17 protein-coding genes are annotated in these 15805 nt (G+C 32.3%); 12 read left to right on the top strand and 5 right to left on the bottom strand.

Annotated features, from left to right (window positions below; genetic code table 11):
• Positions 1–43 precede the first annotated feature (43 nt).
• On the bottom strand, positions 44–1690 hold the full coding sequence (gene pafA, locus OEA66_RS18685) for an alkaline phosphatase PafA (RefSeq protein ID WP_267282826.1): 1647 nt from the start codon (positions 1688–1690) through the stop codon (positions 44–46).
• 258 nt (positions 1691–1948) lie between these two features.
• Here pafA and OEA66_RS18680 point away from each other — a divergent pair, with 258 nt between their 5' ends.
• The 5 genes from OEA66_RS18680 (at position 1949) to OEA66_RS18660 (ending at position 7212) form a co-directional block, all read left to right on the top strand.
• The gene (locus tag OEA66_RS18680) at positions 1949–2308 is read left to right on the top strand and encodes a hypothetical protein (RefSeq protein WP_267282825.1); all 360 of its coding nucleotides are present in this window, start codon (positions 1949–1951) and stop codon (positions 2306–2308) included.
• Positions 2305–3096: a hypothetical protein gene (locus tag OEA66_RS18675; protein WP_267282824.1), complete on the top strand. Its 792-nt coding sequence runs from the start codon at positions 2305–2307 to the stop codon at positions 3094–3096. Before OEA66_RS18680 ends, OEA66_RS18675 begins: the two co-directional genes overlap by 4 nt.
• A gap of 17 nt (positions 3097–3113) precedes the next feature.
• On the top strand, positions 3114–4829 hold the full coding sequence (locus OEA66_RS18670) for a S41 family peptidase (RefSeq protein WP_267282823.1): 1716 nt from the start codon (positions 3114–3116) through the stop codon (positions 4827–4829).
• 538 nt (positions 4830–5367) lie between these two features.
• On the top strand, positions 5368–6066 hold the full coding sequence (locus OEA66_RS18665; RefSeq protein WP_267282822.1) for a hypothetical protein: 699 nt from the start codon (positions 5368–5370) through the stop codon (positions 6064–6066).
• 84 nt (positions 6067–6150) lie between these two features.
• The gene (locus OEA66_RS18660) at positions 6151–7212 is read left to right on the top strand and encodes a tetratricopeptide repeat protein (RefSeq protein ID WP_267282821.1); all 1062 of its coding nucleotides are present in this window, start codon (positions 6151–6153) and stop codon (positions 7210–7212) included.
• 47 nt (positions 7213–7259) lie between these two features.
• Here the strand turns inward: OEA66_RS18660 and OEA66_RS18655 are convergent, their stop codons facing one another.
• The gene (locus OEA66_RS18655) at positions 7260–7634 is read right to left on the bottom strand and encodes a Fur family transcriptional regulator (RefSeq protein ID WP_267282820.1); all 375 of its coding nucleotides are present in this window, start codon (positions 7632–7634) and stop codon (positions 7260–7262) included.
• Between the two features lie 99 nt (positions 7635–7733).
• Here OEA66_RS18655 and OEA66_RS18650 point away from each other — a divergent pair, with 99 nt between their 5' ends.
• The 6 genes from OEA66_RS18650 (at position 7734) to OEA66_RS18625 (ending at position 12161) form a co-directional block, all read left to right on the top strand.
• Complete coding sequence (locus OEA66_RS18650; protein ID WP_267282819.1) at positions 7734–8639, top strand: NAD(P)/FAD-dependent oxidoreductase; 906 nt, start codon at positions 7734–7736, stop codon at positions 8637–8639.
• Positions 8640–8704: 65 nt separating this feature from the next.
• Positions 8705–10078, top strand: a complete 1374-nt coding sequence (locus OEA66_RS18645) for a glycine-rich domain-containing protein (protein ID WP_267282818.1) — start codon at positions 8705–8707, stop codon at positions 10076–10078.
• A gap of 15 nt (positions 10079–10093) precedes the next feature.
• Entirely contained in the window at positions 10094–10657 is a 564-nt protein-coding gene (locus OEA66_RS18640; RefSeq protein ID WP_267282817.1) for a hypothetical protein, read from the top strand.
• A 3-nt stretch (positions 10658–10660) separates the two neighbouring features.
• Complete coding sequence (locus OEA66_RS18635; RefSeq protein ID WP_267282816.1) at positions 10661–11245, top strand: Crp/Fnr family transcriptional regulator; 585 nt, start codon at positions 10661–10663, stop codon at positions 11243–11245.
• A gap of 77 nt (positions 11246–11322) precedes the next feature.
• Entirely contained in the window at positions 11323–11712 is a 390-nt protein-coding gene (locus OEA66_RS18630; RefSeq protein WP_267282815.1) for a RidA family protein, read from the top strand.
• A gap of 131 nt (positions 11713–11843) precedes the next feature.
• Positions 11844–12161: a hypothetical protein gene (locus tag OEA66_RS18625; protein WP_267282814.1), complete on the top strand. Its 318-nt coding sequence runs from the start codon at positions 11844–11846 to the stop codon at positions 12159–12161.
• 81 nt (positions 12162–12242) lie between these two features.
• Here the strand turns inward: OEA66_RS18625 and pruA are convergent, their stop codons facing one another.
• On the bottom strand, positions 12243–13868 hold the full coding sequence (gene pruA, locus OEA66_RS18620; protein WP_267282813.1) for an L-glutamate gamma-semialdehyde dehydrogenase: 1626 nt from the start codon (positions 13866–13868) through the stop codon (positions 12243–12245).
• A 133-nt stretch (positions 13869–14001) separates the two neighbouring features.
• Here pruA and OEA66_RS18615 point away from each other — a divergent pair, with 133 nt between their 5' ends.
• Positions 14002–14508 carry a hypothetical protein gene (locus tag OEA66_RS18615; RefSeq protein WP_267282812.1) on the top strand — a complete coding sequence of 169 codons (507 nt, stop codon included), beginning with the start codon at positions 14002–14004 and terminating at the stop codon, positions 14506–14508.
• Between the two features lie 14 nt (positions 14509–14522).
• On the opposite strand, the gene OEA66_RS18610 is transcribed toward OEA66_RS18615, so the two are convergent.
• Together OEA66_RS18610 and OEA66_RS18605 are read right to left on the bottom strand one after the other, a co-directional pair.
• Complete coding sequence (locus OEA66_RS18610) at positions 14523–15626, bottom strand: DNA topoisomerase IB (RefSeq protein ID WP_267282811.1); 1104 nt, start codon at positions 15624–15626, stop codon at positions 14523–14525.
• Between the two features lie 8 nt (positions 15627–15634).
• Complete coding sequence (locus OEA66_RS18605; RefSeq protein WP_267282810.1) at positions 15635–15802, bottom strand: phosphatidate cytidylyltransferase; 168 nt, start codon at positions 15800–15802, stop codon at positions 15635–15637.
• Positions 15803–15805: the final 3 nt, after the last annotated feature.

The raw sequence follows: 15805 nt of genomic DNA, 5'->3' as shown, positions 1-15805 counted from the left end.
GCAAAATAAATTTTGCGGGGATTTTATATCAGTTTACTTAATCTTATCTACCAATCACTTCTGTAATTGGGTTTCCTACATTTCCGCTTGGAAACTGAATGTGCAACAAAGCTGAAACCGTCGGCGCAATATCCGTCATAAAATAGGGTTTGTTGCTTTCACCATGCTTGATTCCCCATCCCATAAAAATTAATGGAATGTGTGCGTCGTAAGAATTCCAGACACTGTGCGTCGTTCCTGTTTTTGAATATGGAGGAAGCATAGAATCATGAGAAATCAACTGAATATCGCCACTTCTCTGCCTGTTTATCCCATTAATAATTCTCTGTTTAATAGGTTCCGGAATACTTGCTTCCTGAACTGCCGTTGTAGAAACTGCGTACAAATCTGAAGGATCATTTTCAAGCTCCTGAACCGCAAATTTCTTAATTAGTTCTAAATCCAGATTGTTATCAGCGATTAATTTTCTGTCGAAATAAATCTGATAATTATCTACACCGTTAATTAATTTATCAACTCCAAATTTGGCTTTCAATTTTTCAGTCAGGCTTTTTTCCATTCCCTCTCCATAAAAACCAGTGGTAATTTTGTGTTCTTGCAAAAACCCTACAGAATGAGCTCCACCATGATCTGCCGAAACAAAAACCGTGTACTTGTTCTTCCCTACTTTTTCATCTAAATATTTAAGGAATTTCGCTAAATCCTGATCTAATCTTAAGTAAACATCTTCTACCTCAATAGAATTCGGACCAAACTTATGTCCTACATAATCTGTTGATGCTAAATTGATCGCTAAAATATCAGTAACATCATCTGCACCCAAGTTTTCACCTTCCACAGAGGCTTCAGCCAATTTAAGCGTTAAAGTATTTCCGAAAGGTGTATAACGGATGTTGTCTTTTTTAGTTCTATAATCTTCAGCAAGATTTGAATAGGGAAAAGTAGGTGTTTTTGAACTTCCTAAAAGTCCTTCCCAAGACACATTATCGGGCGTACTTTCTATGTACTCATTGATAGGCAATAAAGTATTCCAACCATTTGCGACCAACTGATCCGGAAGATTTTGTGAATTAAAATTCTTTACCCATTGTGGCAAATCGTTCATATACCAAGTACTGGTGATGAAATCTCCCGAAGAATCATCAAACCAATAAGCACCGTTTGGCGTGTGACCTGCAGGAAGAATCGAAGCTCTGTCTTTTAAAGAAACTCCTACTACTTTTCCCTGGAAATTGGTTGCTAATCTCAACTCGTCTGTAACCGTTGTAGACCAAAGATTTTTGGGAGAATGACTTCCTACTTTCACATTGGTTGTCCCTACCGGTTTTACACTTTCGTCAGTTGTACAGTATACATTTTTACCCGTTTCTTTATCTGTCCAGTCATTTCCGGCAATCCCATGAATCGCAGGAACCGAACCTGTATAGATTGAAGTATGCCCCAAAGCTGTAACCGTAGGAACGTAAGGAATATGCACATTATTAAGAGAATACCCTTTGTTTAAAAGTCTTTTGAAACCGTCATTTCCGTACTTGCTGTAATAACGGTACAAATAATCCCACCTCATCTGATCAATGACCAAACCTACAACCAATTTTGGTCTTTCGACCTGTGAATTTTTATTTTTTTGAGCATTGATGGTAATTACAGACAGCATTGCCACTGCTGCAATTGAAATTTTCCTAAGCATTGAATAACTTTTTAGTGACCACAAATTTAAGGGTTTTGAAAGTTTTGGTGTGTGAAATTTTGATTAATTAAATAACAAATCAATAGTTACGTAAAATAGTCGTCACTTCTCGTGAAGCACAAGAAACTTATCTCGCTCGTTGTAATCTGTTTACTTCGGGCGAGATAACCACATCAGTGAAGGATATTGAAGTCTAAAAGTCAATACATTTATGATTGTTGAAAGTTTATTTCATTGTTAAAACTGATTTCTTTAAATTTGGAACTACCATATTCACATAAAACCAATTCTGTCATGAAGTTTTTCAGACCTTGTCTTTTATTCATTTCAATTATTTTATTCGGTTGGCTTTTGATGAGTAATATTAATTTGATTAATGTTGCAGCATCTCTGAGCGAGTATGAAATTAATTCGCAAGTTGAGAAAGTAAACAGCTTCTCAGAAATCAATAGCCTTAAAGAGTTTGCAATCGAGAGGATTAATTATATTGAAGTTATCAGACAGCGTTTTTCAAACAATGCAACGATAAGAATCGCAGTCATTGTCGTTTTGGTTTTAATTCAAATTGTACTTTACACAACGAAAGTTTCCCATTCAAAAACATTAAGCAAATTATGATTTTAGGAGTATATTGGTTTTATAAATTCCCTGAAGACCTCTATGATTACAGTTTTTTCAAATTTGCAGGAGGATTGGGAGGTCATGCAAACGATGCAGCAGAAATTCAAGCCAGAGTTTTTGTTAAAGATTTGGAACAGTTTTTAGCCGAAATAAAAACACTGAAACATCAGTATCCGAAAGCATATTTAAGTATCAAAACCGACGGAAGTGATCTTCTGATCAACATTGGTGACTACAATTTGTATGATTATCATTTCCAGTTTGCTGAAGAAATCGAGCAAATTTTAAAAGAACAAAATGCAATCTCAATAAATAATGATAAGCCTTTCAATGCAATACAAAGCTATGATTTCAACAATGGTTTTGAGATGGTTTTCGAGAGAAACAAACATCTTTTTATAAGCTTGGTTAGTTCAAATTTCAAGAAACACAACGCAGAAAATGCTGCTTTTAGAATTGATTGCCACTTACCTTTAAACCATAAAAAAGCTTTCATCAAAGCTCTTACTCAAATCTGTATTGAAGAACATATTTCGGTATTTTATTATAATGATTCTGAATTTGAAGGTAAAATCAACCTTATGCTTTTCTTCACTAATGGCCGACAGACAAAAGATAAAATTCAAAACGTAAACATTAATTTATTTGGCGATAAAGTACAGCATCTCCTTGAAAAATATTCTGCTAAAATTGGTCATCTTGGTGGTTATGCTCATTATCCAAAGAATGGACCTTTTATGGAACTGATGAAAGATCAGGAATTTATTATTAATGAAAATTACTAAAACAACTACTTACCATCATGAAAAAAATATCAATTATAATTATCTTTTTACTATTTCAAAATTCTGTTTTTGCCCAGAAAAACCCATACTATGATTTCATTAAAACATGGAATTTCATTAAATATTATCATCCTGATGTCGCAAGCGGAAAAGTTGATGCAGACAGTTTGTTTTTAAATACTGTTAAAAATATCAGTTCAAAAGACGATTTCAATTCTGTTATCGGAAAGTTATCTCAACATTTAAATAAAAATCTAGCGACTACAGCTCCAAAAGAAACATCAAAAGATGTCTTAACAAAAAATCAAAACTTCGCCTGGTTTCAGAAAAATGGAAAAGTAAGTTCTGAAAATAAGACTTTGCTCAATACAATTTACAAGAATCGTTACAATTTTGAGCTTTTAGGCAAAGGAAAATCGGTAAGCGATGAAAAAGAATATTCATTTCCCAAAACAGAGAACCTTCCGCTTGAATACCGTTTTCTGGCTTTAGCGAAAATTCAAGGAGTTGTAGATTATCTTTTCCCTCATAAGTATTTGATGAATAAAGATTTTGATGCTTTCTTTAAAACAATGTTGGATGAAAACCAGAAAGCTACTAACAGAAAAGACTTTGAACTCATCATGACAAAACTCGTTGCCAAAATGGAAGACAGTCATGCTTTATCTTTTTACCGTCAACTGAATTATAAAAAAGATATTTTTAATGCCTCTTATTTTGCACCTTTTGATTTTGAGATTGTAGACAATTATTTATTAATTACCAAACTTATTTTTCCCGAAGTTTGTGCAAAAGCTGAGATTAACATCGGAGATAAAATCATTTCCATTGGTGGAAAAAGTATTTCACAAATGCTCAATGAAAAAGGAAAACTACTTTCTGTTTCCAATAAAGAAAAACTGAAACACACCCTTTCAAAATACGAAAACAATCTGATCTGGACTGATAATCTTCCAACAAAAAACCTAAATATAAAGTCTGTAAGAGACAATAAAAGTTATACTAAATCTGTCGATTTTATTGATATTACCAATAAAGAAAAATATGTAGTTCTTGAAAATTATCTTAAGGATAAAATTCTTAAAGCACAGCGTAAAAAAATCAGTCACAAAGACATTTCTTATTTTAAAATTGACGACACATACGATTTCATCAACACTACAGATGATGATAAAATAGATTCAAAAATGGACAGTATTTTAACCGATGCTTCGAAGAAAAAAGCCATCGTTTTTGATATGAGAGGATATCCCGATTGGGGCGGTTTTGTGAATCATTTTGTTTATAAATACTTCTCACCTGTCGAAAATTATTTTTACAAATATTATGCTCCTAATTTAAAAAATATTGGTACATTCTATTATTTGGAAGATCCAAAACATTATTTTCCAGAGATTAAGGATAAACAAACGCATTCTTATTCAGGAAAAGTTTTTATTATGGTAAACCCCGAAACCCGGAGTGCAAGTGAGTGGTATTCTATGAGTTTGCAGAAAATTTTCCCGCAGTCTTTAACCATCGGTCAACAAACTTCTGGAGCAGACGGAGATCTTGTAAAAGTAAAACTTCCCGGAAATTATCTTTTAGAGTTCACCGGAAACGGAATTTTTTACCCGGACAATTCTCAAACTCAACAAATAGGAATTAGAATGAATGAACTGATAAAATATAGCGATAAAGATATTTTGGAGGAGCGTGATTTAGAATTTGAAAGAGTGTTAAAAGAACTTTAAAAGTAAATTGATTTATTTTAACCATGCTGCTGTTTTGGAGATTAAAGAAGCTTTACAGGAAAATATTAAAAGTAAAACTTTAGACGTGTATTTTTTTCTCCCGAATATTCTTGCCCTCTTCCTGCAATTTATGAGCAAGGAACAAATATTATTGCATTCTTGGATAAAGAGATAAAGAGATAGATAAATCAATCACACCTATTCTTTGAGTTATGGTTTAAAAAAATGATTCCAAAGTCTTAAGTTTTTTAATTGAAAATTTAAAGAAAAATAAAAAATCATGTTGCGACAGTTCTGTAATGGCTAAAATTGCCGAAATATCTGACAAGCCTGATCTTAAAAGCATTATTAAAATGATTAAAAATATAGATATTTTGACGGAAAATTACTTAAAAAAAACAAAACTCTGAATGAAGAGTTTATAAGTTCTCTTTGATACGACTATCAATTTAACATAATTTTAAAATATTCTTCCGCTCTTTAGCATCAATTTTGCTACCACAGAAAAGCAGAATTACACCTCTCAATCTATGGAAATATGAAGAATATCGTTTTAATAAGTGCTTTATCAGCATTTACTTTATGGTCGTGCAGCAAAAAAGATAAGGATCAAGTTGAGTCTCAATCAGAAAATACTCAAAATCAAAATACATCAGAAGTCATTTCAGACACCGGTTATAATATCAGCAAAATTCCTGTAACCGATAAATTTCACGGAACATTTCCTTATTTTCAGCTTCCTGAAGGATATACTTTCACAGACCCAAATTCTTATCATGGAGACGGACAAACCAAAGATTTTGATAAAGAATATTTCTACGACCATGGTTCTTACACTTCAATGGAAGGAAAAACTTTTAAAGCAGAAATCAGAATTTCTGAAGAATTTAAGGATAAAAAATTCTCACCTTTGGAAATTCAAAAAAGCTTTGATGAACTGATTAAAAATGTCGGTGGTGTAAAAATAAATACAGGTGAGCCTTTGAGAGAAGGCGAAGAAGAGCGCATTAAAAGAGAAGATCCGGAAGCTTACAATTTAGGTTATATGCATTCCTGCAACAATTGGAAAAACGTAAACACTTACATCATCCGAACTGCCGAAAAAACCGTGTTTGTACAATACAATTTAGGAAAAGAGCAAACCAGCATTACGGTTTTAGAAGCTAAACCTTTTGAAAATAAGATGTCGATTGTAGGTGAGGAACCCCAACCAGATTCTTTAACAAAGAAAAAATAATTAACACTACATCAAATCATAAAACACATTCCGATGTGTTTTTTTTATGGATTAATTTATTGATATTTACAGTAAAATCAAACCATGAAAAACTATTATTCAGTCTTATTATTTCTTTTGTTATCTCTCAATTTTCATGCACAAAAGAAAACCTTTAAATGTGAAAAAGTATATAATGCTGTAAAATTGATCGATGCAGAAAAATACAATGAAGCCATCACGATTTTAAGAGAATGCGAAAAAATTGATCCTCAAGATTATACTTATCCTTACGAAATAGCATTAGCTTATACTTATAATAAAGAGTATGACAAAGCCGTATCCGAGTTGAAAAAAATCAAAAATTACAGTGATGTGAAAGCAGATTATTATCAACTCTTAGGAAATAATTTTGACTATCAAGGTAAACCCGAACTTGCAATTGCAACTTACAACGAAGGATTAAAAAAATTCCCTAACTCTGGCAAACTCTATCTTGAAAAAGGAGTTGTTTACGAACTTGAAGAAAAATATAATGAAGCTATTAACAGCTACGAAACAGGCATATTAATAGATCCTTCTTATTCTTCAAATTATTACAGAGCCGCAAAGCTTTATTTACGTTCGGACAACAAATTATCCGGTTTTATTTTTGGTGAAATTTTCGTCAATCTTGAAAGAACTACCAAACGTACCAAGGAGATGAGTAAATTACTTTATGATGGTTACAAAGAAGCAATTATTTTTAAAGATGATAACAATTTAAGTATCTCAATTTGCAAAAATATTTTAATTGATGTGAGTAAATTAGATAAAAATAAGCTTCCACTGTGCTCAATGTTTGAAGCTAATTTATTACTTTCAACGACAGGTCAAAAAGAGTTTTCGCTCAATTCTTTTGCAAAAATTAGAAGTGGATTTTTAAAGATGTATTTAGAGATAATGAAAAAAGAATATCAAATTGTTTTATTTGATTACTTCAAAAAAATGGATGACAACAAAGTTTTTGATGCCTATAATCATTACATATTCCAAATGGGAGATGAAAGTGCTTTCACAGAATGGATGCAGAAAAATGAAGCAGAATACCAAAAATTTGTAACATGGTATACTCAAGACGAAAATTTATTGGCAATTGACAAGAGTAACGTTTATGTTTCAAATTAGATAGAATAAAATCTTTTAAGAATACTCTGTAAAATTACAGAGTTTTTTTATGCACAATCTTTACAAATTCCTGTCAAAATGCAATTTACACTTTCCACAGAATATCCTTTTTCTAAGGAAAACTGAACAGCAACAGGAAGACATTCTATTGTTTCACATTTTGTACATCTGAAATGAAAATGATGATCTGCCAGTTTCTTTTCTTCACATTTAATGCAGACTGCAAAGTACTGTTTTCCGTCTTCGGCTACAATTCGATGAAGGACTCCGTCTTCACAAAATCTATTCAAAACACGATAAACCGTTGCTCTGTCGATATTGATTTTAACCTTTTTCATAATTGCTTCCTGGCTCATTGCTTTTTGGGAATCTGTTAAAATATGTAAAACAGCATCTTTTGTTGGTGTACTTCTTCTGATCATTTTATTAATGCGAATATATTGCAATAATAAAAATTTATTTTAACTTTGGCAAACTTTTCAGGGAAGAATATTTTATTAAAACTTAAAAAATTAAGAATTATGGGCGAAACACAATACGAAGTAATCATCATCGGTGGAAGCTATTCAGGACTTTCTGCGGCAATGGCTCTAGGAAGATCATTAAGAAAGGTTTTAGTGATTGACAGTGGAAAACCTTGTAATGAACAGACTCCACATTCTCATAACTTTTTAACTCAAGATGGAAAAACGCCAAAAGAAATTGCTTCACTTGCTAAAAAACAAGTTGAAGAATATGACACCGTAAGTTTTTATCATGGAAAAGCCATTAACATTAAAAAAACTGAAAATGGTTTTGAAATCATAACCGAAAACGGAGAAACTCTCAGCTCTAAAAAACTCATTATTGCAACCGGAATTACCGATGAAATTCCTGACATCAAAGGCTTTAAAGAATCTTGGGGAATCTCGCTGATTCATTGTCCGTATTGCCACGGTTACGAATATAAAGGTAAGAAAACCGGAATTATAGCTCATGGTGATAAAGCCGTTCACATTTCTTCTTTAGTTAAAAATTTAACCGAAAATGTTACGATTCTCACTCGTGGAAAAGCCAATTTTTCAGAAGAGCAATTAGAAAAACTTAAAAATAATCAGATTAAAATCATTGAAACTGAAATTTCAGAACTGAAAAATGAAAATGGCCATGTGAAAAGTCTTGTTTTTATTGATGGCAAAGAGATAAATTTTGAAGCTGTTTATGGTGCTTTTCCTTTTCAGCAACATTCTGATATTCCAAAAATATTGGGCTGTGAGTTTACAGAATTTGGTCATATCAAAACAGATTTTATGCAGAAAACAAATATTCCAGGAGTTTTTGTCTGTGGCGACAATTCTTCGATGATGCGCTCGGTGTCTAATTCGGTGATGACAGGAAATGTAGCGGGAGCGATGGTGAATATGGAACTGGTGACGGATTGTTTTTAAGATTATTAATTTTTAAATATTTTCAAAACTAAAATTACTTATCTTTAAGTTCAATATTCAAAAACATGATGAATAAAGATCTTTGGGAAAAAATTGATAAGTTCAGCTTTGATCATCCTCCGAGTGAATATGATTTTACATTGAGATTGGCTAACGAAAATTATTGGACTCAAAATTTCACCCAGCAAGCGATTTTAGAATACAAGAAATTCATGTATTTGGCTGCAGTTTCAGATATGATGGTTTCGCCGTCGGAAATTGTAGATACAGTTTGGCATCAACATCTTATTTTCACCAAATCTTATCATGAATTTTGCGAAGTCTTAGAAAAACAGATTCAGCATATTCCTTCAACTCATAATAAAGAAGATTTTCAAAAATTTAGACTTGCAAAAGAGCGCACAACAAAATTATACGAAACTCATTTTGGAAATCAGCCTGAACATATTTGGAATTATTCAAGTCCTTATGAAAGTCTGAATCTAAAGAAATCAAAGTTCAAACTGAGAACAGCGATTATTATTGGAATTTCAGCATTTATTATATTGACAATTCCGCTCTACTTTTTGTTGAAACCAGTATATTACAGCATAAAAAATCCTGATTTTATTCTTTTATATTTAGGGTTAATTATTATTTCAGTGAGTGGTTTGGAATGGTTGAACCGAAGAAAATTTCAAAAAATAATCAATTTATTCGACAAAAATTCTTTTGTGTTTAATCTTAATCCTTACGAACTGATCTATTTTAAAACCGGAAATATCAGATCCATCATCAATGGAAATGTAAGTGAGTTGATTGATAATGGCTCAATAAAAATAAATACTGACAAAACAATCAGCACAAACGAATTAACTTTCATTAAATCTAAAGAACACGAGCAGATTATTGAGTTATTAAAAGATCTTGGGAAAACTTCTTATCCTAATTTTTCGTCTCAACTTCTCTTAAAACCTGTATTTTCGAACATTTTTAAATCGATGGATGCCTTGAAAAAATATTTTATTCGCTCTAAGTTTTTATCCAATTTATTTGTGCTGAATTTCATTGTTTTTCTCGCTTTGATGATGTTGGGTTTTCTTAGAATTGCGACAGGAATTTTGCGGGATAAACCTATTTTGCAAATAAGTTTTGCTGTAATTCTATTAATCCTTTTTATGTTTGGTTATTTATTCAGACTTACCAATTTATTCAGTTTAAAATTTTTACCCGATTTATATAAAACTGTAATTTTACCCAAAAGAAACATCAACAATGATTGGCAATGGAGCTATTTTTTGATGGGAACAGCAGTTCTTACAACTTCATTTATTCCTTTAACAAACCGTGCAACATCAGATAGTTCAGGTAGCAGTTGCGGAACATCATCATCATCATCATCCGATTCTTCTTGTGGCGGAAGTTCTTGCAGCAGTTGTGGTGGTTGCGGTGGAGATTAATTTTTAAATTTAAATATGAAAAAGATAATTCTATTATACTCAACAGCTCTTTTATTGACAATTTTTTCCTGCAAACCTGAAAATAAGGAAACTGAAAAACCAACTGAAAATACCGAACAGATTTCTGAACCTAAAACTATTGAAAAACCTGTCGAAGAAAAGAAAATTGAGGAAATTGAATGGTCGGAATACAGCAATTTGTCTCCGATTGAAATTAAGGATGTTAATAATAAAGATGTTTTCAAAAAATACGGAATTGAATTTACCGGAAATTGTTATGCATGTGATTTAGCCGAATTTAAAATCAACAAAAAGAATTTTGACATTGTAAGCTTATGTGAGAAAAATGATTTTTACAGATATAAAGATTTCAAGTATGAAAATTCGGGAAACAGTTTAAAAATAATCACTTCTGATGCTAATTTTATTTTCACTAAAGTTGAAAATGAACCTATCTATAAACTTACTATTGATGGCAAAAAACCAGTACTCAAAAACAAAAGAATTTCAGAATATTATACCCCTCAAAGTCTGGTTGAAAAATTCGAGGAGCATGATTGTGGAGATTTTCAAGGGTAAAATATGAAGCAAATTCTAAAAAATCATATTCAGAAAACAATTAATCTCTCAGAAGACGAATTGGAGAAAGCCTGTTCTTTTTTCAGTCATGAAATTTTTAAGAAAAGAGAATTCATCATCAACGAAAATGATAAAGTCGACGATGTTTATTTTATCATTTCCGGACTTGTAAAGCTTTCTTTTAATGACAGTGAAGGTAAAGAACATATCATTTCTTTTGCAATGGAAGATTGGTGGGAAACCGATTATGCGGCATTTTACACGCAATCGAAAGCTACGCAATCCCTTCAATGTTTAGAAAATACTGAAGTTTTTAAACTTTCTTTTGACGCTTATCAACAACTTTTGACAGAGCTTCCAAAAATGACTGATTTTTTCCTTAAAAAAGCAATCAGCGGACATATTTCTAATCAAAGAAGAATTCTTTCCTTGATGACAATGAGCGCAAAAGAACGATACGAACAGTTTCTGAAATCTTACCCAACTCTCATTCAACGCTTACCAAAAACCATCTTGTCTGCTTATTTAGGTCTTTCAAGAGAAACATTAAGCAGACTGTATTTAGAATCAGATTTAAAAAAGCCTTAAATAGTGATGCAGGTCACAACATCAATTTTCCCACTCTGCCGAACTTTGTTCCATTAATTAAATTAAAATATTTCAACATGGAAAAAAGAATCATCAACCCGTGGACATGGCAAGACGAAAGAAATTACGTACAAGCTGTAGAAGTAAAAAATGTTCAGAGTACACTGTATGTTTCCGGGCAAACTGCAATTAACGACCAAGGCATTTCGAGCAGTGCAGATATGAGAACGCAAATCATCAAAACCTTTGAAAATATTGAAAAGGTGATCTTGCAGGCAGATTTTGAAGTTAAAAATATCGTACGACTAACTCTTTACACAACAGATCATCCAGCATTTTTTGAGAATTTCGACATTTGGCAAAACTGGATTATAAAACATGAAATTCAGCAAACGACTACCGTAATTGAAGTGAAAACTTTGTTTGAAACCTTAAAAGTTGAAATGGAAGCAACGGTTGTGAAGTAATTTCTAATTTACAGCGTCTTAAAAATTAGAATCTATTAAAATACCGGTAAAACTTAATTATATTCTAAATGACAATATTTATAAAATATTTGAACATATTTTCTCTAATAACCTATTCTCTAATTATGTTGATGGGACAAATGATACCTATTCCTTTTATTTTATGGTTAAGTTTTACTGTATTCGACTTTGGAAATATTGATCAGCTTTTTGCTTTTTTAGGACTTGTAGGCATGATTTTAAATTTAGTAAAATGCAAATATGATATTCCATTTTCATTATTAAGTTTAGCTTTAATGATTATTGCTGTTGCAAGCCGATTGATGTATGTATCTTCAGAAGCTCTGAATTATCCTGCTTTTACAATTCCGTTTTTTACTTTTATCATTACTCAGGCTTTATTGATTATTTTAAAAATAAGAACAAAAGTCTTAAAACATAAAATTTAAAAACAATAAAGCCCCGAAACCAAAATTTCGAGGCTTTTTTTATATAACATCAACAATTACTCATTGTCAATTAATCATTACTTATCCTAAATATGGATATTTATAATCTTTAGGTGAAACAAAAGTTTCTTTGATCGATCTTACAGAAGTCCATCTCAATAAGTTCATTTTAGAACCCGCTTTGTCGTTTGTTCCTGAAGCTCTACCTCCACCAAAAGGTTGTTGACCAACAACTGCACCGGTTGGTTTGTCGTTAATATAGAAGTTTCCAGATGCATTTTCTAATGCTTTGAAAGCTTCATTTACAGCATATCTGTCTTGTGCGAAAACTGAACCTGTTAATGAATATGGAGAAGAAGAATCGACAATTTTTAAAGTTTCAGACCAATCTGCATCTTCGTAAACGAAAACTGACAAAATAGGACCAAAAATTTCTTCAACCATACTTTCATATTGAGAATCTGTAGTTTCTATAACAGTTGGATGTACAAACCAGCCTTTAGAATCATCAGTTTTACCACCGATCACAACATTGGCAACATCTGAAGCGTTTGCTCTGTCGATGTAACCTTTACATTTTTCGAATGAATTTTTATCGATTACTGCATTCACGAAGTTAGAAGGATCTTCAGGAGAACCCACTTTAATAGATGCAATCTGAGTTTCCATTACTTTTTTCACATCAGCCCAAAGAGATTTAGGAATATAAGCTCTTGAAGCCGCAGAACATTTTTGTCCTTGATATTCGAAAGAACCTCTTACCAAACCTGTTGCAACAGCTTCTATGTTTGCAGAAGGGTGAGCGATAACGAAATCTTTTCCTCCAGTTTCACCAACGATTCTTGGGTACGTTCTGTAGTTGTGAATATTATCCCCAATCATTTTCCACATTCCCTGAAAAACTTTTGTAGATCCTGTAAAATGAAGTCCTGCAAAATCTCTGTGAGCCATTACTTTTTCAGCAGTTTCTTTTCCGTCTGTAAAAATCATATTGATAACTCCGGCAGGAAGTCCCGCTTCGATTAAAACATCCATGATCACTTTAGCTGAATATATCTGCTTGTCTGAAGGTTTCCAAACCACCACGTTTCCAAGCATTGCCATACAAGTCGGTAAATTTCCGGAAATCGCTGTAAAGTTAAATGGAGTTACCGCAAAACAGAATCCTTCCAGTGGTCTGTATTCTACTCTGTTCCAGATTCCTGCGTCAGAAACCGGTTGTTCAGAATACATTTCAGTCATAAATTCTACATTAAATCTCAAGAAATCAATAAATTCACAAGCGGCATCAATTTCAGTCTGATGAACATTTTTAGACTGTCCGATCATGGTTGCTGCATTAATTACATCTCTGTATGGTCCCGCCAAAAGATCTGCTGCTTTTAAGAAAATCGCTGCACGGTGTTCCCATCCAAGGTCATTCCAAGCTTTTTTTGCGGCTAATGCTGTATTGATGGCATCATCTACATGCTGCATTGTTCCTTTATGATAAAAACCGAAATCATGAGCATGATCTTGTGGAGACTGAAGCTGAACAGTATCACCAGTTTTCACTTCTTTTCCGTTGATAATCATTGGGATTTCTGTCTTTTCTGCCCACATTTTTTTGTAAGTTGCAAGAAGAGATTTTACTTCTGATGATCCCGGTTCGTAAGAAGTTACCGGCTCATTTACTGCAAATGGTACTTGCGAAATTGCTTTTGACATATGAGTTGTATTGTTTGTTTTTGCTTTTTTACAAATTTACAACATTTAATTTGGACTGAAAATCGATAGAAACTATTTCAGTTTTATTATTTATGAGAATGATTATATTTGATAGATATTAAAGTTTTAGAAAATGAAAAAAATAATCTTTATTCTTTTATGCTTTTCACAAACTGTTTTCGCACAGCATAAGAAAAAAAATGTTGAGAAAATTCCTTTAAAACAACAAATAGAAGTATATAAGATTCCTGATGATCAATTGTTGAATGGCATTTTAAAAGGTTCAAGATGGTATTTTGACATGAAAAATTATAAAGAAGGCAAGCTTTATTTAGATAAAGACAATATAAAACCTGACGTATTGTATTTCGTTGATGAGAGGCGATTTCAGATTAATATTAATCAGAAAAATTGTAAAAGTTTAATAAAGGGCAATTATGAGATCATGAAAATGAATGATGGAAGTACGACCGTACAAATGGGTCATCGTCCTTTTAAAATTACATCACCTGATCAAAAATGTGTCACAGATTTATTTAGTTTTTTGTCAGGAGCTGTTGATGTTTCTTTCGATGAAAACGCACAGGTTATCGAAATGAATGAAGGTGAAAATTTCCCACCCACAGTTCCAGGACATTAAAGTTTTGCAATAACCTACATTTTCTCGTTTTCCAGAATTTTTAAAACTAATTTCTCTTCATGTGTTAATCCAGCTTTTCCATCATTTTCTTCAATAACTTCCAATTCGTCGAGATATTTTTTAATCGTATTATTCTCGTATAAATTGATGACTAAAGGATGAACGTAATACTTTCGGCAGACTGTACTCGTATTTCCAAGGTGTTCGGCAACAATATCTAAAGCTGCTTTAACTTTCTTTTTGTATTGAGAATTGTTTTCTGCATAACCGATTTCTTTGAAGGCAATTAAAGCATTTACCGTTCCTGACCATGTTCTGAAATCTTTTGCCGTAAAATCTTCTCCGCTCAACTCTTTGATATAATCATTCACCATTCCGGAATCCACAGAATGTCTGTTTCCATCATCATCAAGATATTGAAACAGTTCTTTTCCCGGAATTTCTTTACATTTCATAATCAGTTTTGCCAATCTTTTACTTTTAAGATTGACATTGTGCATTACACCTTTCTTCCCCTTAAACGAAAAATTAATTTTCTGACCTTCAACTTTTACGTGTTTTTCCTTTAAAGTGGTCAAACCAAATGAACCATACAGTTTTTCATAAATATTATTTCCGATTCGGATATTGGTACGTTGCATTAAACTTACAATCAATGCTAAAACTTTTCTTTTATCAAAATTTCTTAAGGCTAAATCTTTTTCAAGCTGTAAACGTATTTCAGGCAAAGCATAGCCAAACTGAAGCATTCTGTAAAATTTTGTATGATTTCTCAGAGCACTCCAAAGTGGGTGATAACGATATTGTTTCCTGTTTTTTACATCAAAACCAGTTGCCTGAAGATGACCATTATCTAAAGCGCAAATCCAAACATTTTCCCAAGCCGGCGGAATGACCAAACTGTTAATACGTTTGATTTTATCTTTATCTTTAACTCTTTCGTCACCTATAAAGTATTGAAATTTTTTGCCTCTTTTCCGGCGAATAATACCAATGGCTTCTGCATCGGAAGTGTAAATTAAATTTACAGCCTTTGCAGAAGCCACCGGATCTTTCATGATTTTGATGATCTTGGAAGGTTTTAAATGTGAAATAATTTCAAGATCTGAATTTTCCATACGATAAATTATGAGTTTTTACCCCTTGAGAATAACCATAAGATAATCCCAATAATTCCAACGACAACGATGATTCCCCACCACATTCCAGCTTTAAAAATTGTTTCCACTGCTTCACAGCTTGTAAGAAGCATTAAGCTAAGAACAGTCATGCTGTATAAAGTCCACTTTTTCATAAT

Source organism: Chryseobacterium luquanense, assembly GCF_026460945.1.
GTDB lineage: Bacteria > Bacteroidota > Bacteroidia > Flavobacteriales > Weeksellaceae > Chryseobacterium > Chryseobacterium luquanense.
Note: the sequence above shows the minus strand (reverse complement) of the source record. Positions and strands in the feature narration are given on the sequence as shown.